Raw genomic sequence first — 26214 nt, 5'->3', positions numbered from 1 at the left:
TATTTTAACAGAACTTTCTAATTAGTCATTATTTGCGCCAAGTAGAGCAAGCAATGAGGTAAATAAGTTATATACACTTAAGTATAAAGATACTGTTGCGCGGATATAATTTGTTTCACCACCATTAATGATACGGCTGGTATCAAATAAGATGAGGCCTGACATAATTAAAACCACCGCCGCGTTTAACACCATAAACATCAATGAACTACCCAAGAAGATATTAACGATGCTGGCAACAATGACGACTAATAGGCCAACTGTTAAAAAGCCACCCATAAAAGAGAAGTCTTTCTTAGTGTTCAGTGCATAAGCTGATAAACCAAAGAAAATTAATGCCGTTGAACCTAACGCTTGCATAATCAACATTGGGCCATTAGGCATCGCTGCGTAATAGTTTAGCATCGGCCCTAAGCCTGCGCCCATTAAGCCAGTAAATGCAAACACCCATGCCACACCAGACGCACTATCCGCTTTTTTATTAACAACGAATAATAAGCCAAATGAAATAAGAGTAAAAACTAACCCCATAAAGTAAGGTAGTTGTAATGCCATTGATATACCAGCCGTCACTGCACTAAATGCTAATGTCATGGCCAGTAAGAAATAGGTGTTTTTAAGTACCTTGTTTGTTTCAATGGTCGACATAACCGGTTTAGCGGTATTGTACGAATGATTAAATGCCATTGTAGAGCTCCTTTAAGTGAAACTTGTTGTAGTTCCGATAATTAACTAGAGTTAGATTATCAAGACTTATATATTTGGGCAAATGTTTGTAGTTCAATAGACCATGAAATAAATATAAAAGTTCCTTTTTGTATGATTATCCAGCACTACTGCACGAAGAATATGCAAATCAATTGTTTTTTAAGCACTTAAAAAGTTTTTTACAAAAAAAGCTTCACAAAGGGCACGGCTTTATCTATTATGCACGCCGTCGGAGAGATGGCAGAGTGGTCGAATGCACCGGTCTTGAAAACCGGCAGGGGTTTGTAGCCCCTCTAGGGTTCAAATCCCTATCTCTCCACCACCTAATTTAAAATAGTTATGAGTACACTCTTACTCGTGACTTATAGCAGTTTCGGAGAGATGGCAGAGTGGCCGAATGCACCGGTCTTGAAAACCGGCAGGGGTTTGTAGCCCCTCTAGGGTTCAAATCCCTATCTCTCCACCATATATTAAAACCCGCTATGTGCGGGTTTTTTTATGCCTCGATTTTCTGTCCCGTAATATTATTACGACCATAGTCTGTGTTTCGAACTGATAAAACATGATGCATGATTAATACATATACTTTCTTGTTCTAGGACGCTTAATGAAACACAAACTTGCAAAGAGCGTTGCATTATCGCTACTTTCTCCAATTATTATAGGTAGTTTATTAGGTGCCTATTATGCCGCCACTTTAAATGGCGATGCGTTTACTATCTTTTTTAACTTACTAATGAGTGCTATTGCCAATGCCCATATAGTGGGGTTAACAATGGCAGCCTTTGTCGTTCCTGGGTATTTGTTGATGTTTAAATATGCCAAAGTCAATTATTCAGGCGTATTAACGCTCGGATTACTCGGTGGGGCAATTTTTAGTTACTTACTCAGTGCCACTGAAGGGATGGTGTTTTTAGTTAATACATCTATGTCGGCTGTTGCAGCTGGTTTGTTTTTATATGGTTTAAGAAAAGGCGCTTTAAAACAACAGTGACTGCAATCGAGGAATTATTAACCAAGCATACTGAAATTTAGGGTAAATTGTTTTTTTTTGCCCTGAAAAGGTTTCAATTATTGGCCACAAAGAGTACCTTTAGCTACTGTATGTTTGATAAGAAGTAGTTTGGTATGCAAAAGCAAGAATTTTACCAGTCATTAGTTAAACAAACTGAGTCGCTAATTGCTGGTGAGACTAACATTATTGCCAATATGGCAAATATAAGCGCACTGTTGTTTACATCATTAGACGATGTAAATTGGGCGGGCTTTTATTTAATGGATTCCCCATCAGAATTAGTATTAGGTCCGTTCCAAGGTAACCCTGCGTGTATTCGCATCCCAGTAGGGAAAGGGGTATGTGGAACTGCCGCTGCAACTGCAAAAACTCAACTCGTTGAAGATGTACACGCATTTTCAGGCCATATAGCCTGTGATGCTGCGTCCAATTCTGAAATAGTAATACCGATCCATAAAAATGGTGAAGTTTACGCTGTTTTAGATATCGACAGTCCGAGTATCGCTCGGTTTGATGCTGAAGATAAGCAAGGTTTAGAAGCTTTAGTCGCCTGTTTTGAGGCAGCTTTAGCATGAAAGACTTGCTAAATGTACAGGATTATCTGTTTGCCATCACCGATGTTGGTGATTGGGAAGGGGATGAAGAACACGTAGCTGAAACGCTAAACGATTTAATTCACATTGCTTGGGAGCGTCTACCAGATGACCTTGAATGTGAATTGATCGACGAAATTATTAATGGTATTTGGGAACACCTTCGTGGCGATATGGCGCTTGTAGAGGCTGAGTTCGAAGAGTTGACCGACTGGGTAACACACTATGTCGATTCATCAATCGATGAGAAGATGTAATAAAAGGTTCTAAGATGGAAACCACAAACAAGCTAAAAGATATTAATGAAGTATTGGAATTCTTATATCAAGAATTTCCACAATGTTTTAAACAAAAAGACGGTATCAAGCCGCTGAAAGTGGGTATCTTTAAAGATATCGCTGAGCGTATTGAAGGGTCAGAAAAAGTAAGTAAAACTCAAGTTCGTCAAGCGCTTAGAAAGTATACTTCTAACTGGCGTTACCTTGAAGCAGTAACAAAATCTGAATTCCGTATTGATCTTGACGGTAATCAAGGCGAAAAAGTAGAGCAAGAGCATATTGACCATGCTCAAAAAGCGCTTGAAGAAAGCCGTGCGAAGATGGCTAAACGCAAAAAGCCACAACGCCCTCGTAATGATTCAGACACAAAATCTTACAAAAAGAAACCAGGCCACTTTGCCAAAAATGGTGATAAAAACGCTAAGGTTAATAATGCCCCTGCAAAAGCTGCACCGGCAAAACGCTCAGGTAAAATTGAACCTTTACCAGCGAGTGAGGTCAAGGTTAATAACAAAGTTAAAGTTAAACTTGGCCAAGCCCTTGTTAATGCCACAATTACTGAAGTGAACAAAGATGATGTTCATGTAGAATTAGTAACGGGTATGCAAGTTAAAACAAAAGCAGACAGCCTGTATATCATTTAAGCTGTATATAAAATTAAGGAGTTGTGTATGAGTCAGAAGTTTACGCTCATTCCGTTAGTCGCGGCCCTGTTTACGGGTTCATTATTTGCGTCAAATGAAGTTGCTGATAATTTGACAGAAAAAGACTTGCCTGTTCTCAAGCAAGAAAGTCAACACAGTACGGCTAGCAAACGGGTGACAAACTTATTTACTCGTGCACACTATAAACCAATTCGTTTTAATGATGCGCTTTCTAGTAAAGTGTTTGATCGTTATATCGAATCCCTTGATTTTAATAAAAGTGTCTTTTTGGCTGCGGATATTGCTTCTTTTGAACAATACCGCAACCAATTTGATAATGCCTTAACCACAGGCAAATTAGATTTTACGTTTGATATTTTTAATTTAAGTATGAAACGTCGTTTTGAGCGCTATGATTACTCACTTAGCTTGCTTGAAAACGAAATGACATTTGACAAAGACGACGAGTACTTTTTTGATCGTGAAGAGGCTGATTGGGCGAAAACCCAAGCAGAACTTGATGAGCTTTGGCGTGAACGCGTTAAGTATGACGCGCTACGTTTAAAAATGACGGGTAAAGATTGGGAAGGCATCAAAGAAGTGCTTACCAAACGCTACCACAATGCGCAAAAGCGTTTAGTGCAAACTAATAGTGAAGATGCATTCCAAATTGTGATGAATTCATTTGCAAGAAGCATTGAAGCGCATACATCTTACCTTTCTCCGCGCCGAGCTGAGCAATTCAAGATGGATATGGATCTTGAATTAGAAGGCATTGGTGCGGTGCTAAGCTACGATGAAGATTACACGGTTATTCGAAGTCTTGTTCCAGGTGGTCCCGCTGATAAATCTGAACAAATCAAAGCCGATGACCGTATTATCGGTGTTGCACAAGATGGTGAGGAATTTGTTGATATCATAGGTTGGCGTTTAGATGATGTAGTTGACTTAATTAAAGGTCCGAAAGGCACTAAGGTGCGTCTACAATACCTAAAGGGCGCAGATGCCCATGGTACCCCGAAAGTGGTTGAGATCACCCGCGATAAAATTCGTTTAGAAGACAGAGCTGCAAAATCAGAGGTTTTCGAAGCGCAGTATTCAGATTTAACCAGTAAAATTGGTGTCATAGAAATACCAGGCTTTTACAACAACCTGTCGAAGGATGTGAAAGTTGAACTCGCTAAGCTTAAAGAAGCCAAAGTAGATGGGATTATTATCGATTTGCGTCAAAATGGTGGTGGCTCTTTATATGAAGCGACTCAGTTGTCTGGTTTGTTTTTTGATCAAGGCCCTGTGGTGCAGATCCATACTTTAAATAACCGTATTGAAGAGCAAAAAGACAGAGACGGCGTTACATTCTATGATGGCCCATTGACCGTTTTAGTTGACCGCTACAGCGCATCAGCATCAGAAATATTTGCCGCTGCGATGCAAGATTATGGCCGTGCCATAGTGATTGGTGAACAGACATTTGGCAAAGGTACCGTACAACAGCATAAAGGGTTGGGCAGAGCGTATGATTTGTATGACAATCCATTAGGAAGCGTACAGTATACCATTGCTAAATTTTATCGTATTAACGGTGGCAGTACTCAGCATAAAGGTGTAATACCGGATATTTCATTTCCATCAGCGATAGACCCTGCTGAGTGGGGTGAAAGCCAAGAAGATAACGCCTTGCCATGGGATAGTATTATCCGCGCTAAATATAATTCGGTAGATAATTTAAAGCCTGCAATTAGTTATATTAACAAGCAACACAATGAGCGGATAAAAACTGAGCCTGAGTTTAATTATGTGTTTGAAGATATCACTCGCTACAAAGAAGAGAAAGATCGTAAAACCATCTCTTTAGTCGAAGCAACACGCATTAAAGAGAAAGAAGAAAACGAGGCACGTGCTTTAGCACGAACCAATGAGCGACTTGTACGATTAGGTGAAAAACCCGTTGAAAATTTAGATGATTTACCTGAAGTACTTGACGATTTAGATCCGTTCTTAGAAGAAGCTGCATTGATAACGCAGGACTATATTAAGTTTGGCCGTATTGCGAAAAAGTAATGGCAAAATATAATAACTTTAAAAAGGCGCATTAGCGCCTTTTTTGCTGCCTAAAGCAAGATGAATTGCTATAATCGACGATTAAACGCTGATAAAAAACCATATTATAAATGGTTAAAGCGCTAAAGAATAATAATTAAACGCGTACATAGTTACGTGTAGGAGTCTCAATTTTGATGCCAATAGAAGAAAAACCCGTTAAGCAAGCAAGCTTTTGGGACGCGCTGATACCTATCTCAGTGTTAATTTGTTTATTAGGTGCGGCTGTGTATTTATTTGGTGATAGCTCTTCATCAGGTCCTAACCAAATTGCACTTTTGTTTGCTACATTTACAGCAGCTTTGATCGGTCTTAAAAACGGTTACACTTGGAAAAAGCTTGAAGATGCCATGATAGAAGGGATTACTTTGTCCTTGGGGGCTATTCTCATTCTCCTTATGGTAGGTGCCTTAATTGGTACGTGGTTGCTTTCTGGTACTGTGCCCACTTTAATTTATTATGGCCTACAAGTTATTAATCCAAGTTGGTTTTATGCCGCAAGCTGTCTAATTTGTGGCATTGTTGCAATGAGTATTGGTAGCTCATGGACTACGGCTGCAACCATAGGTACTGCATTACTTGGTGTTGCTACTGGTTTAGGTTTAGATCAGGTGGTTACTGCTGGTGCGGTCATATCAGGAGCTTACTTTGGTGATAAACTCAGTCCTTTATCAGAAACAACTAATTTAGCACCCGCTGTTGTCGGTGCAGATTTATTTGACCATATTCAGCACATGCTTTGGACAACAGTACCCAGTTTTATAATTGCATTGATCATATTCATTGTAATGGGTTTTAATGCCAATGCTGCAAATGAAGCTGGGCGGATTGACGAAATTACCGCTATTTTACAGCAAAATTTTAATATTGGGATTGAAATGCTCGTGCCTTTAATTGTTTTATTGGTACTGGCAATTAGAAAAATGCCAGCGTTTCCTGCTATTTCTATTGGCGCAGTAATTGGTGCTATTTGGGCTATGTTATTTCAGTCAGACTTAATTGCCACTCAGATTGATGTATCTCAAGGGCAACTCATTGGTTATTTCAAACTGATTTGGGCTACATTTTTTGACGGTTTCACCGTTGTCACTGGTGACGATAAAATGGATTCATTGCTCAGCGGTGGTGGTATGGCTGGTATGTTAACAACCACGTGGTTAATTATGACGGCCTTAATGTTTGGTGCCATTATGGAAAAGACCGGCTTACTGGACATTTTTGTTAAAAGTATTCTTAAAATTGCGAAAAGTACGGGCTCACTTATCACTGCTACAATCGCTACGTGTATCGGTACCAATGTAATTGCCGCCGATCAGTATATCGCGATTGTTGTGCCTGGGCGTATGTATAAAGATGAATATGAAAAGCGTGGTTTGAAACCGGTAAACCTATCACGGACATTAGAAGATGGCGGTACTATTACCAGTCCGTTAATTCCTTGGAATACGTGTGGTGCATACATGCAAAGTGTTTTACATGTAAATCCATTTGATTATCTATTCTATGCCTTCTTTAACTTAATAAATCCTTTCTTAGCCGTTGTCTACGCATATTTAGGTATTAAAATTTTACGAATAAAACCTAAACAACAGGCTTAAATTAATACGTGCTCCTCAGTATGGGGAGCCCATTGGAGTTTACTCATGGCTGTAAGTAATAAACCTCAAGCGCAATACCTTAAAGATTATCAAGCCCCTGACTTTAATATTGAACATGTTGATCTCACATTTCATTTAAGTCCATTGAAAACTGAAGTTATATCCGTATTGACGCTGCAAAGAACAACAGATAACGATGCTGATTTAATACTTGATGGTATCGACTTGCAACTTATTTCAGTGCAAGTTGATGGCCAAGATTACAGTGACTATAGTGAACAATCTGAACAGTTAGTGATAAAGAGTCTGCCTGCTCATTGCCAATTGCGTATTGTTACTTGTACGTCTCCGGAAACAAATACCTCATTAGAAGGGCTGTATTTATCGGGTGGGGCATACTGTACGCAGTGTGAAGCACAAGGGTTTAGAAAAATAACCTATTATTTAGACCGTCCGGATGTACTTGCCAGCTTTGATGTGACAATAATCGCAGAGCAGAAGTTTGAGCACCTATTATCAAACGGAAATAAAATTGATGAGGGTCTGCTTGCAGATGGACGCCATTTTGCAAAATGGCAAGACCCCTTTAAAAAGCCAAGTTATTTATTTGCGTTAGTGGCGGGTAGCTTTGATGTTTTAAGCGATAAATACGTAACTAAAAATGGCCGAAATGTAGAGCTCGCTTTATTTGTAGATAAGGGTAATTTAGCTAAAACGCCCCATGCTATGGCGTCATTAAAAAAATCGATGCAATGGGATGAAGAGCGTTTTAACCTTGAATATGATCTTGATATTTATATGATTGTTGCCGTTGATTTTTTCAATATGGGCGCTATGGAAAATAAAGGGCTAAATATTTTTAACTCTAAATGCGTTTTAGCCAATCAAGAAACCGCTACAGATAAAGATTATCACACGATTGAATCCATAGTAGGCCATGAGTATTTTCATAACTGGACAGGTAATCGTGTTACTTGCCGAGATTGGTTCCAGTTATCGTTAAAAGAAGGGCTAACGGTTTTTCGTGACCAAGAATTTAGTAGTGATCTGGGGTCACGAGCACTCAATAGAATTGATGCGGTTAAAGTTATGCGTACCCATCAATTTAGTGAAGACGCAGGCCCGATGTCTCACCCTATTAGACCAGAAAAAGTTATTGAAATGAATAACTTTTATACGGTTACAGTGTATGATAAAGGCGCAGAAGTCATTCGCATGATGCATACCTTATTAGGTGAAGAAAAGTTTCAACAGGGTATGGCGCTTTATTTTAAACGCCACGATGGGCAGGCTGTTACCTGTGATGATTTTGTTTCAGCAATGAGTGATGCATCAGGTATTGATTTAACACAGTTTAAGCGGTGGTATAACCAAGCCGGTACGCCAAGGTTAAGTGTTCAGCAGTACTTTGATAAAGACACTGCAACCTTCACGCTATCAATTACGCAAACCGCACCTGTTAATCACCCAGATAATGCACCTTTACATATCCCGTTTGCGATTGAGTTATTAGACGTGCAGGGTCAGAGTATCCCGCTATCGTTTAATGGTGAACAGATTGATTCAGTACTCAATGTGACTGAGCACACGCAAGAATTCAATTTCGATGGCATAACAGAGCAGCCCGTTGCCGTATTGCTTGAAGACTTCTCAGCGCCTTGTATTCTTGAACAAACCACCGATGAAGCCAGTTTATTACATATAATGCGTTTTGCTCGCAGTGATTTCTCTCGTTGGGATGCCCAACAAAAACTGTTTGTTATGGCTGTTAAACAGGCAATAGATTCATCAACAGAGGTTAAATTAAGTAACCATGTAATTGAAGTGTTTATCGCCTTACTTGCTAACTTAGACGGTGATTTAGCACTGACTGCAGAACTATTGAAATTACCGAGCTTTGATACTTTAGCAGCAGAATTTGATGTTATACCGGTCGACAGTATTTTAAATGTGACAGAGCAGTTTGAGTTACAGCTTGCACAGGCATTAAAACCTGCACTTATTAGCTGTTATAAACAGTTAACTGATGACGGTTCATTAAGTGCTAAAGCGGTTGCTGTAAGAGCGCTAAAAGGCCAGTGCCTGCACTATTTAGCTAAAACTGATGACAACCAAGTCGTCGAGTTGTTATCTGGTGCGGCGCAATCGACTAATATGACCAATGTTTTAGCCGCGCTCAGTGCTGTGGTTAAAGCACAACACCCACTAACAGATGAACTGTTAAATAAATTTGATGGTCAATGGCGCCATGATGTATTGGTGATGGATAAATGGTTTGCTTTACAGGCTATGCAAACTAAACAAGGTGCTATCGAGCATATTAAGTCTTTATATGAACACCCTTGTTTTGATTTTTCAAATCCTAACCGCGTTAGAGCACTGATCGGAAGCTTTAGTCATTTCAATATTGCTCAATTTCATCGAGTTGATGGAGCTGGATATGCTTTATTAGGGGATTTGCTAATTAAGCTTAATGCAATTAATCCGCAAAATGCCTCACGTATGCTTACCCCGTTTATGTCGTGGCGTCGTTATGACGAAACTCGTTCTGTGGCAATGAAAGCTCAATTAGTGCGTTTATCGCAACTTGATAATTTAAGTGATGATTTATTTGAGAAAGTCGAAAAAGCATTAGCATAAACATGAAAGAGTATTACTTTTTACTTAATCTCACTTATAAACAATGTATGGATTACTACGACGGTAAATATACTTCAGTGCAAGTTACTGAAGATGGCGGAAAAACAGTTCGTTTTGCCGCCCATCACCTACGTCCTTTTATCTCTTCTTTGGGGGTAAGAGGGCGGTTTCGGCTATTACTAACATCAGAAAATCAATTTATTCGGCTTGAGAGAGTCAGCTAACAAATTTAAAATAATTACATATTTATATTATCTTTTTGTTAATTCAGTTTGTCCTATTGTTAATTTCCGTGTATAAATTATCTGGTAGGACGTCTTACCATCACGTAAACGTCAATTAAATTGTAAATTAATGGTCGTTTCAACGCGTTCTATTTGTAATTTTTATGTTTCGGTTCTATCGTTACTACTACACTAAAAACAACAACTTGATCACAAAATTACCCGCGACAGGGGGAAACACACAATGATAAGAAGATCGCTTTTTGTTAAAAATAAAATAGTTTTAGGTCTAGCTGCTGCTACGTTAGGCTTAACTGCAGGCGCTACTCAAGCCGCTAATTTCGAAGTAGGTGGCTTTGATGTTACGTTCGATTCAAACTTTTCGTATGGACAAAGTATTCGTGTAGAAGATCGTGACTTTGCGCTTATCGGTAAAAGTAATAGCCCTGCACTTGATTGGACTGGTTATGATCCAGCCCTTAACCCTATTTACTCATCGCAAGATGTATGGGCACAACCTGGTGCTTATTCGAATAACGGTGATGCAGGAGATTTGAATTTTGATAGTGGTGAGTCATTTTCAAAACTATTGAAAGGCACGCACGACCTGTCAATCAGCAAAGACAATTTTGGTTTATTTACTCGCTTTATGTACTTTTATGACTTTGAGTTAATGGACGGTGATCGCGCCTATGTTAATCCAGTGTCAGGTGGTGGAGTTGACCCATGTGATGATGACGATACTAAAGAGCAGGTATGTGCCGATTTACGTTTACTTGATGCTTATGTATGGGCCAACTTTGATTTAAATGATGGTAATAACCCGTTATCAATTCGTTTAGGTCAACAAGTAGTTAACTGGGGGGAGAGTACCCTGATTTCTCATGGTATTAATGTTAACCCAGTTGATATTGACCGTTTGAAAGCTCCGGGTGCAGAGCTCAAGGAAGCATTTATTCCTGTCGGCATGTTATGGGCCTCACTAGGTATTACTGAAAACTTAAACCTTGAAGCTTTTTACCAATATGAATGGCATGAAACACGTTTACCTGCGGCAGGAAGTTATTTTTCAACTAATGACTTTGCTTCAGAAAACGGTTATCAGCAAAATATTCAATTAGGTTTTACCTCAAACCCAGATATTGATTTAGAGTTTTTAACTAATCAGCTAAATGGTTTGCAGGATCAATGGTTAGCTACAGCTGCAGCAACCGGTGTAAATCCACAAAGCCAAGCTGGACAAGAGTTACTCGCTAATATGTATATGGCTTACCCAACTAAAGTTGCCTTGAAGGGTAAAGGGGATGCCGGTAAAACTGAGCCTAAAAATGGTGGTCAGTATGGTTTACGCTTAGGTATGTTTTTACCTGAATTAAACGACACTGAGGTTGCACTGTATCATATTAACTACCATAGCCGCCGTCCGTTGATATCTGGACAAGTATCAAACTTTACCTCAGCTGCTATCGCTGAAGATTTAGCAATGATCATGTCGACAGAAATTACAGACGATAATGTCACTGATTTAAATGCATTTACTCAAGGTAAACTTGAATACCCAGAAGACATTAAATTATATGGTTTAAGTTTTAACACGTCATTAGGTGAAACCGCATTTGCCGGTGAATTTGCCTTTCGTGAAGATGAGCCATTACAAATTGATGACGTAGAATTACTGTATGCAGGTATGCCAGAGCAACTTGCTGTTGCAGGTATACGACCTGATTTTGCCGGTATTTCACAAATGAGCCCAGGAGATAGTATTAGTGTTGTTGGGCCAGGTGAAACGGCACAAGGCTATATTGAGCGTAATACAGCACAAATTCAATTTACCGCAACACACTTGTTTGGCCCATCACTGGGTGCTGACAGCTGGGCTGTGGTGGGTGAAGTAGGCGGTGTTAGAATTAATGACATGCCAGAGTATGATGAATTGCGTTTGAACGTTTCAGGCACAGGTCGTAGTGGTGTAATTACGGGGCCGGGCACTGATGATTACTCTACTTTGCATTTAGGCTTATCGAATGGTCCAGAAACTAACCCATTCCCGACTGCGTCTGCTTGGGGTTATCGTTTAATCGCCAAAGGTGATTATTATAACTTCTTTAAAGGGGTTAACTTCTCACCTCGCTTTGTATTTTCACATGACGTAAATGGTATTACACCTGATCCTATGTTTCTATTTATTGAAGATCGTAAGTCTTTAGGTGTTACTGCTAACTTCAACTATCAAAATGCATGGTCGTTTGATTTCAGCTATAACTCTTTCTGGGGTGGTGGCGAAACAAATACTTTCTCTGACCGTGATTACGTTTCTTTCAATATTAAATATTCAATTTAAGGGTATCATTATGATTAAAAAACCTACCCTCATCGCATTAGCTGTTTGCGGTTTTCTTTCGACAAATGCGGCGGTTGCTAAAATGTCTGCCGAAGAAGTTGCCCGTTTAGGCAAAGATTTAACGCCAGTAGGGGCACAAAAGGCTGGCAATGCCGATGGCTCAATTCCCGAGTGGACAGGAGGGATCACTAAAGCGCCTGCGGGCTATACGCCGGGAATGCATCACCCAGATCCATTTGCTGATGACAAAGTTCTTTTTACCATTGATAAGTCAAATGTTGCTAAATACAAAGACAACTTAAGCCCAGGCCAAGTTGCATTATTTGAAGCTTACCCAGATACGTTTAAGATGAATATCTATAAAACGCATCGCAGTGCCTCTAACCCACAATTTGTGTACGACGCAACTAAGCAATATGCACCAACAGCTGAGTTGATTGAAGGCGGTAATGGTATTAAAAATACAGCCATAGGTATTCCTTTTCCTATTCCAAAGGATGGCCTAGAAGCTATTTGGAACCATTTACTCCGCTATCGAGGCTTATCAATTGAGCGCTTTGGTGGTCAAGCTGCACCAACCGCATCAGGTTCTTATAATATGGTTGGCTTCGATGAGCAGTTGCTTGTTAAATATTCAGACCCCGCAGCGACACCTGCTGAATTACAAGAGTCTAATATTTTATTTAAGTTCAAACAAAAGGTGACTCAGCCTGCAAGACTTGCCGGTACTGCTCTGTTAGTTCATGAAACTATGGACCAAATATTAACACCTCGCCAAGCTTGGACTTACAATACAGGCCAACGCCGTGTACGTCGTGCACCCAATGTAGCATATGATGCACCAGGTACAGCGGCTGATAGCCTTCGTACGACTGATGACTTTGATATGTTTAACGGTTCTCCAAACCGCTATACATGGACATTGAAAGGTAAAAAAGAGCTTTATATTCCTTATAACAGCTATAAATTACACAGTGACAAACTTGAATACGATGACATCTTAATGCCGGGGCATATCAATCCTGAGCATGTGCGTTATGAAAAGCACCGTGTTTGGGTTGTGGAAGCTAACTTAAAAGAAGATACGCGTCATATTTATAAAAAACGTGTTTTCTATATTGATGAAGACAGCTGGCAAATACATGTAACTGATATTTATGATAATCGTGACCAAATGTATCGTGTCGCAATGGCACATGGTTTAAATTATTATGATGCATTAACAAACTGGAGCACGCTTGACGTATATCATGATTTGAATTCTCGCCGTTATTTAGCAATTGGTTTAGATAACCAAGAAAAAATGTATGATTTCTCAAAATCATTCAACGACAATGAATTCACATCGAATGCGCTACGTCGCGCAGGCCGTTAAAGTTAACTGGCACCTAATATGGTTAGGTGCCTTTTTTATCAAGCCGCGTTTGTCTTTCTGACACGCTCTGGTTATTCCATTTGCATGATTTTTCGACAAACACATTCTCCTCAAGGCGATTTTAATTTATGAAGTATTTGCTTTATGCGGGGTTTAGTGCCTTAGCAAGTCTTACTTTTGCATTATCAGCAGCGCCACAGCCTGCCATTAGTGCGCCAAAAGCTGACAAAACACTGCTCACAGATATTGAATATAACGGCGACAAACTGGTTGCGGTTGGAAAGTTCGGTACTGTTATTACCAGCGACGATGCTAAAGTGTGGCAACAAGCAGCGGTGCCAACACAAGTGTTATTGACCGCGGTTAATTTTATTAATCCACAGCAAGGTTGGGCATGTGGACATGATGCAACTATTATCAACACCCAAGATGGTGGCTCACAATGGCAGCTACAGCATGTCAAAGAGTCTCTTGATAAGCCTTGCCTCGATATTCTATTTACTGATCAACAACACGGTTTTGCCGTTGGTGCATATGGTATGTTTTATGTGACCAACGATGGCGGCGCGAATTGGCGCAAGCGCTTTTTAGATAGCTTACTATTTGCAGAAGACCGTGATTATTTAAATGATCTAAAAGAAACCGATCCACAAGGGTATGAAGCAGAAACAGCCTCAATTTTACCGCACTTTAACCGCATCGTCGAAGCGGGTGATAAATTAATGCTTGTGGGTGAAATGGGATTATTGGCACACAGTGTCGATAACGGTGTTACTTGGCATCGTGATGAAGAAATCTACCCGGGTTCTTTTTTTGCTTATGCACATAATAGCCAAGGGGATGAACTTGTTGCAGGTCTCAGGGGTAATATTTTTACTCGCAACGAGCAAACTGATTGGCAACACCTTAGCAATGATAAAACAGCGACTGTAAATAGTATTTTAGAAACAAACAATAATGGCTGGTTATTATTAGCAAACAGTGGGGTTATTTTTCATTATGAAAATGGCACGCTGACGCAAGAGCAGTTACCTGATGGTAAAGCAATTTTAGATGCTGTTGTTTTTAAAAAACAACTCGTTATGGCATCAGAAAATGGCATTAAAGTGAAGGGGATGACGCCATAATGCAAGGTTTATTAGATTTTTTAGAAAAGGCCGTGTTCCGTCATCGTTTAGTGATGATTATTGCTTTTGTGTTGATCACCTGTGTGCTTGCATTTAAGGCTACTCAAATCCAACTTGATGCATCGTTTAATAAAAATATTCCATTAAATCATGATTACATGAAGGTGTATTTAAAACATGAAAAGCAGTTTGGTGGTGCTAATAGTATTTTAATATCGGTGTGTGATGATAGCGGCAATATTTTTAACCCTGAGTTTTTTACTCAGCTAAAAGCTGTACATGATCAACTTTATTTTATTCCTGGGGTAAATCGTCCTTTAGTGAATTCGATATTTTCTCCAAGTGCGCGGTTTGTTGAGGTGGTTGAAGATGGTTTTGCCGGTGGCCCAATTATTCCCGCTAACTTCAAAGCAGATAACCAGGGGTTAGCTGTTGTAAAAGAAAACATTGAGAAAGCTAAAGTTGTTGGTCGCATGATTGCCTCTGACTATTCATGTGCCATGGTAAGTGCACAACTGCTAGAAACAGACCCACAAACCCAAGAAAAACTCGATACATTAGCCTTTGCACAAAAGCTCGAAACACAAATACGTGAACCATTAAGTACTGACAAGGTCAGCATCCACATTATTGGCTTTGCAAAAATGGCGGGGGATATAGCAGAGGGCGCAAAAGGGGTTGTGTTGTTCTTTGCCATTGCCATTGCATTTACCTTTATTATGGTTTGGTTATTCTGTGGCAGTTTAAAGTTAACCGTGTTACCTATTGCTTGCTCTATTATAGCGGTTGTATGGCAATTAGGCTTGCTCTCTAGCTTAGGGTTTGGCCTTGATCCTATGTCAATCCTAGTGCCATTTTTAGTTTTTGCTATTGGTGTAAGCCATGGCGTGCAGATGATAAATGCCATAGGTAAGAAAGTGGCTGAGGGTCGTAGTACACGAATTTGTTGCCAATCAAGTTTTAGGGCGTTATTGGTACCTGGTGGTATTGCTTTGCTTTCAGATACGGTAGGGTTTTTAACTCTACTTACTATAGATATTGGCATTATCCGTGAACTTGCGATTACAGCGAGTCTTGGTGTGGCTGTTATTATATTTACTAATTTGATTTTATTACCTGTATGGGCGTCATATATGCGCTTTGAAAATACAGTTAAAATCAAAGCCGGCAATACTGAAAAGCCAAATATGTTTGACACGCTACGTGAGTTGTTAGTCAAAGCGACGGATCCTAAAGTTGCAAAAATAATCATCGCTTTAACCTTAGTGCTGTTTGCTGTTGGTTATTGGCAAGCGGATAAAATGCGCATAGGTGATTTACATGCAGGGGCGCCGTCGTTGCACCAAGACGCACGCTATAATCAAGATACCTTTTTAATATCGGACAAATACACTATTTCATCAGATATTTTAAAAGTATTGGTGGAAGCTTACCCAGCAGCGTGTACAGATCACGATGTGATGCAGCGGATTAGTCGTTTTCAATATAAAGTTGAAAACTTAGGTGGTGTTCAATCTGCAGTGAGTTTAAGTTCGGTAGCACAATCGGTTAATGCAGGCTATAACGAAGGTAATTTAAAGTGGCAAACCTTACCGCGCAATACAGCAAGTTTAGTGCAAGCCAGTGCACGGGTTGAAACCAGTACTGGATTACTAAATGGTGATTGCTCAGTAATGCCGGTGATTATCTTTTTAGATGACCACAAAGCAGAAACCATTGATAACGTGATAGAGCGTGTTAAACAGTTCGCTAAAGAAGAGCAAACCGATACATTAAAGTTTAGATTAGCGTCTGGCCCTGTTGGCGTAATGGCGGCAACGAATGAGTCTGTCTCTGCTGCGCAATTGCCTATGATGATCTATGTTTATGGTGCAGTTATCGTTTTATGTTTGATCAGCTTTAAGAGCGTCAAAGCAACCATTGCTGTTGTTTTACCTCTGTATATTGTATCAACTCTCGCGCAAGCCTTAATGGTGCAGCTGCAAATAGGCTTAACCGTGTCTACATTACCTGTTATTGCACTCGGTGTGGGGATTGGTGTTGATTATGGTATTTATATTTTGTCATCAATGATGGGGCAGTTAAAGCAAGGTGTGGCGTTACCAATTGCATATCGTAATGCATTAGCTGAGCGAGGCAGTGCCGTATTGTTCACGGGTATTACGCTTGCTATTGGTGTGAGTACCTGGATTTTTTCTGATTTGAAGTTCCAAGTCGATATGGGCATCTTGCTGACCTTTATGTTTTTGGTCAATATGTTGGGTGCAGTGTTGTTATTGCCAGCAATTGGCAGCTTACTCTGGACTGACCAGAAAAAATAATGTGAATAGTTTTGCTCCTAAATGGCCAGTAATGGCCATTTATATCTATAATTTGTGAATAGATGACCAAATAGCTGAAATGCTTAAAATGTTTTCATCGAAAGGGCTGTTTATTCGTTGTAAAAGGGTTAGAATTTAGCTGACTCCACACAATATAAATTGCTGTACAAATTTCCCCTCTGTTTTAGAAGGGTATAGATTTAAGGAACATGTAATGACACAAAATGAAGGGCAAGCCTCGGTTATCTTAGATAATGTCTGCAAGCTAATCCAGAAAAAAGTTCACGCTGATAATGTGTTACTCGTTGAGAAATTTGCCAAGTCCTTGTACAGCAATATGTCTAGAGAAGATTTGGCTCATCGCAACGATAGTGACTTATATGGCGCTGCACTTAGCCTATGGAACTCGCTAGAAAAAAATACCTCTGATAATGCGGTTATCCGTGTTTTCAACCCAGAAGTTGCAAAAGATGGCTGGCAGTCATCGCATACGATTGTTGAAATCATCGCTAAAGATATGCCATTTTTAGTTGATTCTGTTCGTATGGCCATGAATCGCGCTAATATCGCGTCGCATCTACTTTTACACTCTCCATTAAAAGTAAAACGTGATAAAGACGGCAAAATATCTGCGATTTCCAGTTTAAAAGCAGATCAAGAATCGACCTCTACAAAAACAGTTTTCTTTATTGAAATTGACCGCCAAACAGACTCAGCGGTAATTGATTCATTTAAACAAGAGCTTGAATCTGTTTTAGTTGACGTATCGACTGCCGTTGAAGATTGGCAGCCTATCCGCGATAAACTCATTGCGGTTAGTAAAGAGCTACCAAAACGTAAAAATGCTAAAAATAAAGTTGAAGTTGAAGAAACCGTCGAGTTTTTAGATTGGTTAGTTAAAGATAACTTTACTCTGATGGGTTATCGCCAATATGACTTAGAACCAGTGCAAGGTGACTACAAGCTGCAAGGCAAAATGGATACTAGCCTGGGCTTAATGAAAAACACCACGGATGAGCATGCCCGTTTATTATCCGAACTACCAGAAGCAGCCCGCCTTGAAGCGAGAAGTAGCAATCAGCTGATTTTAACTAAGACCAACTCATTGTCTCGTGTTCATCGTCCGGCGTATATTGATTATGTGGGTGTGAAGCGCTTTGATAATAAAAATAATGTCGTTGGTGAAGATCGTTTTATCGGCTTATTTTCTTCTAGTTTTTATAATAATAGCGCCGTTGATGTACCCGTTTTAAAAAGTAAAATTAATCGCATTATGGAAATGTGTGACTTTGCTAAAGGTACCCATGCTTATAAAGCCGTGCTAAATATTTTAGAAACTTACCCTCGTGACGAACTAGTACAAGCTCGTGAGCATGAGTTATTAGAAGTAGCAATGGGCGTATTACAAGTACAAGAACGTGATATGTGTCGTTTGTTTGTGCGTAAAGATGCTTACGGACGCTTTTTCTCGTGTATGGTCTATGTACCACGTGAGCGCTATAACACAGCGCTACGCCGCGAAACCCAAGCTATTTTAGCTAATGCATTTAATTCTGACGATAAGGTCGAATTTACTACTTTCTTCTCTGAGTCTACATTGGCGCGAACTCATTACATTGTGCGTGTGACTAATAACAATATCGAATATAAAGTGAAAGACATCGAAAATAATTTAATTGAAGCGGCTCGCACTTGGGAAGATAAACTTCAAGCAGCCTTACTAGAGTCTGCAGGTGAAGCCCGCGGTAACGACCTAAATCGTAAGTATTGCAATGCCTTTGCCCGTTCTTATAAAGATGAAGTATTACCCAGTGCTGCGGTTGTTGATATTGAAAAGCTTGAATTATTAAACGATGAAAACAAATTAGAAATGTTGTTTTATCGTCCTCAAGAAGAAGCAAACAGCAACATTGTTCGTTTAAGCTTGTTTCATAAAGATGAGCCAATCCATTTATCTGATGTCATGCCAATGCTTGAAAACTTTGGCCTGCGGGTAATTGGTGAAACACCTTATTCAGTTAAAACCAGCGATGGTCGTATCAACTGGATTATGGATTTCTCAATGCTGCTTGATAATCAAGGCGTTGCTGATTTTGATAAGGTGTCGGCGCGTTTTCGTGCTGCGCTAACTAATGTGTGGAGTAATCGTTTAGAGAATGACGGCTTTAACCGTTTAGTATTAATGGGTGGTTTAACCGGTCGCGAAGCGTCTATTCTACGCGCTTACGCTAAATATATGCGTCAAATTGGTGTTACTTTTTCACAAACTTATATTGAAAGTACATTTGCTAATTACCCGCATATTGCAGCACAAATTGTTAATTTATTTGCTAAAAAATTCTCAGTTAAAAGCCCTGCGAGCGAAAAGACTCTTGATAAGCTGGTTGCTCAAATCTATCTTGAGCTTGAAAATGTCGCGAATTTAGATGACGACCGTATTATTCGTTTATATGTTGATATGATCATTGCGACATTGCGCACCAACTATTTCCAAAAAGACGAAACTGGTCAGTTCAAATCGTATGTTTCGTTTAAGGTGCAACCAAGCTTGATCCCAGATATGCCATTACCATTACCGGCATTTGAAATCTTTGTATACTCACCACGTGTGGAAGGTGTTCATTTACGTGGTGGTAAAGTGGCGCGTGGTGGCTTACGTTGGTCAGACCGTCGTGAAGATTTCCGTACCGAAGTACTTGGTTTGGTTAAGGCGCAACAAGTTAAAAATACGGTGATTGTGCCTGTTGGCTCTAAAGGCGGTTTTGTCTGTAAACAGCTACCAAGCGACCGTGATGCGTTCTTCAAAGAAGGCCAAGAGTGTTACAAAATCTTTATCCGTGGCTTATTAGATATCACTGATAATATTGTGCAAGGTGAAATTGTTGCACCGAAAGATGTGACTCGTCATGACGAAGATGATGCATATCTTGTAGTGGCGGCTGATAAAGGCACCGCTACTTTCTCTGATATCGCTAATGGTATTGCTAATGAGTATAACTTCTGGCTTGGTGATGCTTTTGCCTCTGGTGGCTCTGTAGGTTATGACCATAAGAAAATGGGTATCACAGCGAAAGGAGCATGGGAGTCTGTTAAGCGTCATTTTCGCGAAATGGACGTTGATTGCCAAACAACAGATTTTACCGTTGTTGCGGTAGGGGATATGGCAGGGGATGTATTTGGTAATGGTATGCTGTTATCTAAGCATATTCGTTTACAAGTTGCATTTAACCACATGCATATTTTTGTTGACCCGACACCAGATTCTGCAACGTCATACCCAGAGCGTGAACGTTTATTTAAGCTGCCACGCTCATCATGGGAAGATTATAATAAAGACTTAATCTCTGCCGGTGGTGGCGTGTTCTCGCGCGCGGCTAAGTCAATTAGCTTAAGCCCAGAAATGAAAAAAATGCTTGGCACTAAAAAGGCGAGCATGACACCTAATGAGTTGATCAAAGCATCATTAATGATGGAATTTGATTTACTTTGGAATGGCGGCATCGGTACTTATATTAAGAGCAGCAAAGAAAGCGATGCTGATGTGGGCGATCGCGCTAATGATGCACTACGTATTAATGGTGCTGAACTTGGTGCAAAAGTATTGGGTGAGGGCGGTAACTTAGGTGCGACTCAATTAGGTCGTATTGAGTTTGCAGCCAAAGGTGGTCGAGTTAATACAGACTTCATCGATAACGTTGGTGGTGTCGCATGTTCTGATAACGAAGTAAATATCAAAATTTTACTTAATGGTTTAGTGACTGCGGGTGACTTAACCAGAAAACAACGTGACGAACTACTTTACTCAATGACAGATGAGGTCTCTGAATTAGTATTAGACGATTGTTACCGTCAAACACATACGCTTTCAATTACCCAATCTAAAGGCTCTTCTACGCTGAAAGAAAAAGTACGCTTTATTCATGCGTTAGAAAAAGAAGGTAAACTTAATCGCGCAATTGAGTTTATTCCAACTGATGAAGAGTTAGCTGAACGTGCTGCGGCGGGTAAAGATTTAACTCGTCCTGAACTGTCGGTGTTAGTGTCATATTCTAAAATGGTGCTAAAAGAGTCTTTGGTAACAGAAGAAATCACAGATAACCCGTATTACCGTCAATTATTAGTAAACTCATTCCCGGTACCACTGCGTGATAAGTTTAATGATGCGATGGATAATCACCCATTACGTAAAGAAATCATTGCAACCAAACTCGCCAATAATATCGTTAATGATATGGGCTTGAATTTCATGGTTCGTATGCAAGAGGAAACAGGGGCTAACGAAGCTGAAATTGCATTGTGTTATTCAGTGGCGAATGAAATTTTCCAGATGAGTGACACTTGGGATGCCATTGTCGCGCTTGATAACAAGATACCTGCGGCTGTACAAACAGAAATGTTATACCAGCTGCGTCGTACTGTTCGTCGTGCTACACGTTGGTTCTTACGTCATCGTAATAAAGCACAAAATATTGAACAAACAATCGCATTCTTTACACCTACATTTAGCGACTTAAGCGTGAACTTGAATAGCTACATGGTAGAAAAAGAAAGCGAGCGTTTAGTTAAATCTGCTGAAAAACTGACTGATAGCAGCGTACCAACAGATCTGGCTTCTCGTATTGTTGCCTTGTCTAGCTTATTCTCTGTGATGGACTTAGCAGAAGTGGCAAATAATTCTGGTCGTAGCATTGATATGGTGTCTAACACTTACTTCAAGTTAGGTGCGCGTATGGGCTTACATTGGTTCTTAGATCAAATTACCAATCAACCAGTGGCTAACCATTGGCAAGCGCTTGCCCGTGCATCGTACCGTGAAGAGTTAGATTGGCAACAACGAACACTAGCAGAAGTGGTACTTAATGGCTTTGAAGGTGATGATAAAGATGTTGATAGCCAAATCGATCATTGGATGGATAGCCAAGATTTATTGCTTAAACGTTGGCAACAAATGTTAGCTGAATTTAAAACATCGCAAAGTCATGATTTTGCAAAATTCTCAGTGGCATTACGTGAACTTATGCTACTAAGCCATAACTGCGATACCCCGGCTAAGTAAGTTACCTGTTTTGTAACGTGAAAATAATCAGCTAATAGCTTACAATACCCCAGCCTAGTCTGGGGTATTTTTTTATTTAGAGGATTTTTTAATGTTTTATGATCTTGCTCGCCGTTTTATGTTCACTCGTGATGCGGAGTGGGCCCACGAGTTTGCATTACATAATTTACGCCGCTTTACTAATACACCCTTTAGTGCAGCTTGGTCGCAATCAGTGGCTGATCATCCCGTGGATTTCTTGGGTTTAAAGTTTAAAAATCCCGTTGGCTTAGCCGCAGGACTTGATAAAAACGCTGCATGTATTGATGCATTTGCGCAAATGGGCTTTGGTTTTATTGAAGTTGGTACAGTTACACCACGGCCACAAGCGGGGAATGACAAACCACGTATTTTCCGTTTACCTGAGTCAAACGCAATAATTAATCGTATGGGCTTTAATAATAAAGGCGTTGATAATTTAGTAAATAACGTTAAGGCAGCTAAATATGATGGCATTTTAGGTATTAATATCGGCAAAAATAAAGATACCCCAAATGAACAAGGTAAAGATGATTATATTCACTGTATGCGTAAAGTATTTGAGCATGCGTCTTATATTACGGTAAATATTTCTTCTCCTAATACGCCTGGCTTACGTGATTTACAATATGGAGAGGCACTTGACGATTTATTACAGAGTCTGAAAAACGAACAAGTTGATTTAATAGCAAAACATAATAAACAGGTGCCAATGCTCGTTAAAATTGCACCGGATCTGGATGAAGTGCAAATAGCTCAGGTGAGTGAGTCGTTGATCAATAATAAGATCGATGGTGTGATTGCAACAAACACCACTCTTGAGCGTACGGCAGTACAAGGCCAGCAATATGCAAATGAAGCAGGGGGCTTGTCTGGGCAACCTGTACGCGAGCGCTCAACCCACGTGGTTAAAGAGCTAAAGCGACTTACACAAGGTAAACTACCTATTATTGGTGTCGGTGGAATTGATGATGCAGACAGTGCAAAAGAGAAGTTTGCCAGCGGTGCTGATTTGGTACAGGTATACACAGGATTTATATACAAAGGTCCGCGATTGGTAAAAACGATCCTCTCAGGCTTATAAGGATCAGTTATCTAAGCTTTTGATCGTTCAATAAATGTTCTAACAAAATATTTATTAAATGGTCAAAAGCCGCTATAATCCTCATTAATGCAGAATATCTAGGAGCGATGAGGAAGCACATGTTACAAGCATCAAAACAATGGAAATGGATAGCTTGTCCTACACAAAACCGTCTTTTGGTTGATTTAGACCAAGACATGCAACTGTGCACGCCTTATAAACTTCGACAGTTAACAGATTACGTATTAGCTGAACCTTGCTTTAGCCTTGAAGATGCTGCTTTTTATCAACAAGTTTATCAATATCTTGATGGTTTTAACCTCTGGCAACCAGCTCAGTTATGTCAAATTGCCCTCAATGCTACTGCGGCAAAATTTCATTTAAAACCCGTGCTTGCTAAAAGTTGGTTTTTTCAACCTTACACCGGTGTTGAACCTAGCGTAGAAGCTGTGATTAAGTTGCAATCTCGAATTCAATGCGGTGAATTTTTAATTATCGACCATAGTGAAGATGCTTCTTTATGTATCTGCCTATCCGAGCACTATCAATTAGATGAGAATCTCAGTCTTAATCAATTTGAAGTGATACGCGTGCTTAATAATCGCGTTCATCCTATTTATACCCACGCCCAGAACAGTAAAACTGCCTAAGCAAAATTTTTATTGTTCATCCCTTTTGCACGTGTTTGTCAGCCAACCTATGTTATAATCCCGCGTAATTAGCTACTAAGGGTTTTTACTTTGCAATTTATCGCGCTTACTTCTATCGGAATCGAAAATTTATTGGTTGATGAACTTACTGAGATTGGGGCAACAGTCACCAAACAAACAGTAGGCTCTGTGCGTTTTGACGCGGATACAACATTAGCTCAAAAAGTCTGTTTAATGAGCCGTTTCGCAACGCGCGTTATGATGTTGATTGAAGAAAAAGAAGGCGTGAATGACAAAGAAAGTCTGTATAAATTTGCCCGCTTGCAGCCGTGGCAGGAATGGTTTGGTCCTACTCAAACTTTCGCTGTTGATTTTAATGGCACCAATGATGCGCTAAAAAACACCCAGTTCTCTGGCTTGGTGATCAAAGATGCGATTGTTGATTATTTTAATGATTTATATGAACAGCGTCCTAACGTTGATAAGCAAGATGCTAACGTGCGTGTAGTCGCTCGCTTATCTCGCCAAGGTGTTGCTATGTATATTGACTATTCTGGCCCGCGCTTGTCAGAGCGTGGCTACCGTGAAGGGCAAGGTAAAGCACCTATCAAAGAGCATTTGGCTGCAGCACTAATTAAACGTAGTGGCTGGCTTGAAAACGTGCAACAGCCATTATTTGATCCCTGTTGTGGTGCTGGCACCATTTTAATTGAAGCCGCTGGTATGGCTCGCAATGAAGCGCCAGGCTTATTTAGAGAAGGATTTGCCTTTGAACGACTGCCAAGCTTTCGTGTTGCTAAATTTAACGCATTAAGAGAAGAGCTTATAGCTCAAATTACAGATCCTAAATTATGGTTAATTGGTCATGATTACGACGGACAAGTGTTAAGTAAAGCCGTGGAAAATGCCAAGCGTGCCGGTTTAGCCGAGATTATCAAATTTAAACAAAGCGATGCGACTAAGCTGACTTCAGTGGCTAAGTTGCCGGGTGTTGTGATTTCAAACTTACCTTATGGTGAACGAATTGGCTCTATGGCAGAGTTAGTCGATTTACACCGTAGTTTAGGCACGGGATTTAAAAAGCACTTTAATAATTGGAAGTTGGCACTTCTGGGCATGGATGAAAGCCTGTTTAAGTTGTTAAAACTGGTTAAGCTAAAACGTTATAAATTTAAAAATGGCCCGCTTGATGTGGTATTAAATTTATATCAATTGGATGATAAGCAAGTAAGCCAAACCACAGAGGATAAGCCTGCGCTTAATTTTGAAGGCTCAATGTCTTTTGCCAATCGTGTTAAGAAAAACAAACAAGGGTTGAAAAACTGGCTTAAGCAAAATGATGTGCAAGCGTATCGAGTGTATGACGCAGATATTCCAGAGTATAACGTGGCAGTTGATGTTTATGGTGACTCAGCAGTTATCTTCGAGTATGCAGCACCAAAAGAAATAGATGATGCAACTGCGCATAAACGTTTGCAAGATGTCATCACTTTAACGGCACAACAACTTAATATCGCATCGGAAAATATTGCTGTTAAGGTCCGTAAAAAGCAAAAAGGGGAAGAGCAATATACCCCGATGGCGAAACAAAATCGAACCCAAGTTATCGAAGAGTTTGGCGCTAAGTTTAAAGTAAATCTATTTGATTACTTAGATACTGGCTTGTTTTTGGATCACCGTTTAGCTCGTCGTTATATTCAGCAAAATGCGAAAGATAAGCGCTTCTTAAATTTATTTGCCTATACTGGTAGCGCTTCTGTACATGCTGCACTCGGTGGAGCAAAAGCGATCACGACCGTTGATTTATCAAAAACCTACCTAAAGTGGGGGCAAGATAACTTCGAACTTAACAACATCAGTAATACCCGTTATCGTTTTGAGCAAGCAGACTGTTTAAAATGGTTAGAGTATGCGACCAGCCAGTATGATTTGATCTTTTTAGACCCACCGACGTTTTCTAACTCAAAGCGAATGAAAGGCGCGTTTGATGTGCAGCGTGATCATATTAAGTTACTAACCTGGGTGAAAAAAATCTTAAGTCCTTCTGGGACGTTGATTTTCTCAAATAACAAACGTGGTTTTGCGATGGATGAAGTCGGCCTAATTGGTTTGGGGCTTAAAGCGGTAAACATTTCAGAGAAAACATTATCACCAGATTTTAAGCGCAATAAGCAAATTCATAACAGCTGGTTAATTACTCATGGCTAATTGGACGCTATATCATACTGAGGGCTGCCACCTATGTGAGCAAGCTCATGAGTTAATCGTGCCAATCTTACACGCAGGCGACTCTATGCAATTAGTTGATATAATGAGTAATGATGAGCTCATTTGTGCTTATCAAACCAGTATTCCCGTATTAAAAAGCGATAATGGCCAAGCCTTGTTTTGGCCGTTTACTGCGCAGCAAGTGCGTCAGTTATTCTCGCAAACAGCATAAAA

18 protein-coding genes and 2 tRNA genes are annotated in these 26214 nt (G+C 40.0%); 19 read left to right on the top strand and 1 reads right to left on the bottom strand.

The window, feature by feature from the left end:
- Positions 1-21 precede the first annotated feature (21 nt).
- A complete protein-coding gene (locus NQT69_RS02255; protein ID WP_256826084.1) occupies positions 22-687 on the bottom strand; it encodes a Bax inhibitor-1/YccA family protein in 666 nt (221 codons plus the stop codon).
- A 252-nt stretch (positions 688-939) separates the two neighbouring features.
- On the opposite strand from NQT69_RS02255, the gene NQT69_RS02250 reads away from it, so the two are divergent.
- The 19 genes from NQT69_RS02250 (at position 940) to NQT69_RS02160 (ending at position 26212) form a co-directional block, all read left to right on the top strand.
- Positions 940-1030 (top strand) — tRNA-Ser (locus tag NQT69_RS02250).
- A 53-nt stretch (positions 1031-1083) separates the two neighbouring features.
- Positions 1084-1174, top strand: a tRNA-Ser gene (locus NQT69_RS02245).
- Positions 1175-1315: 141 nt separating this feature from the next.
- On the top strand, positions 1316-1702 hold the full coding sequence (locus NQT69_RS02240) for a hypothetical protein (protein WP_256826083.1): 387 nt from the start codon (positions 1316-1318) through the stop codon (positions 1700-1702).
- A 134-nt stretch (positions 1703-1836) separates the two neighbouring features.
- The gene (locus NQT69_RS02235; RefSeq protein WP_256826082.1) at positions 1837-2298 is read left to right on the top strand and encodes a GAF domain-containing protein; all 462 of its coding nucleotides are present in this window, start codon (positions 1837-1839) and stop codon (positions 2296-2298) included.
- Complete coding sequence (locus NQT69_RS02230) at positions 2295-2573, top strand: hypothetical protein (RefSeq protein WP_256826081.1); 279 nt, start codon at positions 2295-2297, stop codon at positions 2571-2573. Before NQT69_RS02235 ends, NQT69_RS02230 begins: the two co-directional genes overlap by 4 nt.
- Before the next feature lie 14 nt (positions 2574-2587).
- On the top strand, positions 2588-3238 hold the full coding sequence (gene proQ / locus NQT69_RS02225) for an RNA chaperone ProQ (RefSeq protein WP_256826080.1): 651 nt from the start codon (positions 2588-2590) through the stop codon (positions 3236-3238).
- Between the two features lie 27 nt (positions 3239-3265).
- A complete protein-coding gene (gene prc, locus NQT69_RS02220; protein ID WP_256826079.1) occupies positions 3266-5299 on the top strand; it encodes a carboxy terminal-processing peptidase in 2034 nt (677 codons plus the stop codon).
- Between the two features lie 176 nt (positions 5300-5475).
- Positions 5476-6936 (top strand): Na+/H+ antiporter NhaC, encoded by a 1461-nt coding sequence (gene nhaC / locus NQT69_RS02215; protein WP_372822929.1) that lies wholly within the window; start codon positions 5476-5478, stop codon positions 6934-6936.
- Between the two features lie 45 nt (positions 6937-6981).
- Complete coding sequence (gene pepN, locus NQT69_RS02210; RefSeq protein ID WP_256826077.1) at positions 6982-9576, top strand: aminopeptidase N; 2595 nt, start codon at positions 6982-6984, stop codon at positions 9574-9576.
- Between the two features lie 2 nt (positions 9577-9578).
- Entirely contained in the window at positions 9579-9800 is a 222-nt protein-coding gene (locus tag NQT69_RS02205) for a DUF2835 family protein (RefSeq protein WP_256826076.1), read from the top strand.
- 244 nt (positions 9801-10044) lie between these two features.
- Positions 10045-12141 (top strand): DUF1302 domain-containing protein, encoded by a 2097-nt coding sequence (locus NQT69_RS02200; RefSeq protein WP_256826075.1) that lies wholly within the window; start codon positions 10045-10047, stop codon positions 12139-12141.
- 10 nt (positions 12142-12151) lie between these two features.
- On the top strand, positions 12152-13516 hold the full coding sequence (locus NQT69_RS02195) for a DUF1329 domain-containing protein (RefSeq protein WP_256826074.1): 1365 nt from the start codon (positions 12152-12154) through the stop codon (positions 13514-13516).
- 128 nt (positions 13517-13644) lie between these two features.
- Positions 13645-14643, top strand: a complete 999-nt coding sequence (locus NQT69_RS02190; protein ID WP_256826073.1) for a WD40/YVTN/BNR-like repeat-containing protein — start codon at positions 13645-13647, stop codon at positions 14641-14643.
- Positions 14643-16964 (top strand): efflux RND transporter permease subunit, encoded by a 2322-nt coding sequence (locus NQT69_RS02185; RefSeq protein ID WP_256826072.1) that lies wholly within the window; start codon positions 14643-14645, stop codon positions 16962-16964. The genes NQT69_RS02190 and NQT69_RS02185 overlap by 1 nt, the downstream gene beginning before the upstream one ends.
- A gap of 214 nt (positions 16965-17178) precedes the next feature.
- On the top strand, positions 17179-22020 hold the full coding sequence (locus NQT69_RS02180; protein WP_256826071.1) for an NAD-glutamate dehydrogenase: 4842 nt from the start codon (positions 17179-17181) through the stop codon (positions 22018-22020).
- A gap of 91 nt (positions 22021-22111) precedes the next feature.
- Positions 22112-23122: a quinone-dependent dihydroorotate dehydrogenase gene (gene pyrD / locus NQT69_RS02175; protein WP_256826070.1), complete on the top strand. Its 1011-nt coding sequence runs from the start codon at positions 22112-22114 to the stop codon at positions 23120-23122.
- A 119-nt stretch (positions 23123-23241) separates the two neighbouring features.
- Positions 23242-23772 carry a cell division protein ZapC domain-containing protein gene (locus tag NQT69_RS02170; RefSeq protein ID WP_256826069.1) on the top strand — a complete coding sequence of 177 codons (531 nt, stop codon included), beginning with the start codon at positions 23242-23244 and terminating at the stop codon, positions 23770-23772.
- Positions 23773-23862: 90 nt separating this feature from the next.
- A complete protein-coding gene (gene rlmKL / locus NQT69_RS02165; protein ID WP_256826068.1) occupies positions 23863-25980 on the top strand; it encodes a bifunctional 23S rRNA (guanine(2069)-N(7))-methyltransferase RlmK/23S rRNA (guanine(2445)-N(2))-methyltransferase RlmL in 2118 nt (705 codons plus the stop codon).
- Positions 25973-26212 carry a glutaredoxin family protein gene (locus NQT69_RS02160; protein ID WP_256826067.1) on the top strand — a complete coding sequence of 80 codons (240 nt, stop codon included), beginning with the start codon at positions 25973-25975 and terminating at the stop codon, positions 26210-26212. Before rlmKL ends, NQT69_RS02160 begins: the two co-directional genes overlap by 8 nt.
- Positions 26213-26214 lie beyond the last annotated feature (2 nt).

Source organism: Pseudoalteromonas shioyasakiensis (assembly GCF_024518675.1).
Classification (GTDB): Bacteria; Pseudomonadota; Gammaproteobacteria; order Enterobacterales; family Alteromonadaceae; genus Pseudoalteromonas; species Pseudoalteromonas shioyasakiensis_B.
The sequence above is the reverse complement of the archived record's forward strand: the minus strand, read 5'-3'. Positions and strand labels throughout refer to the sequence as shown.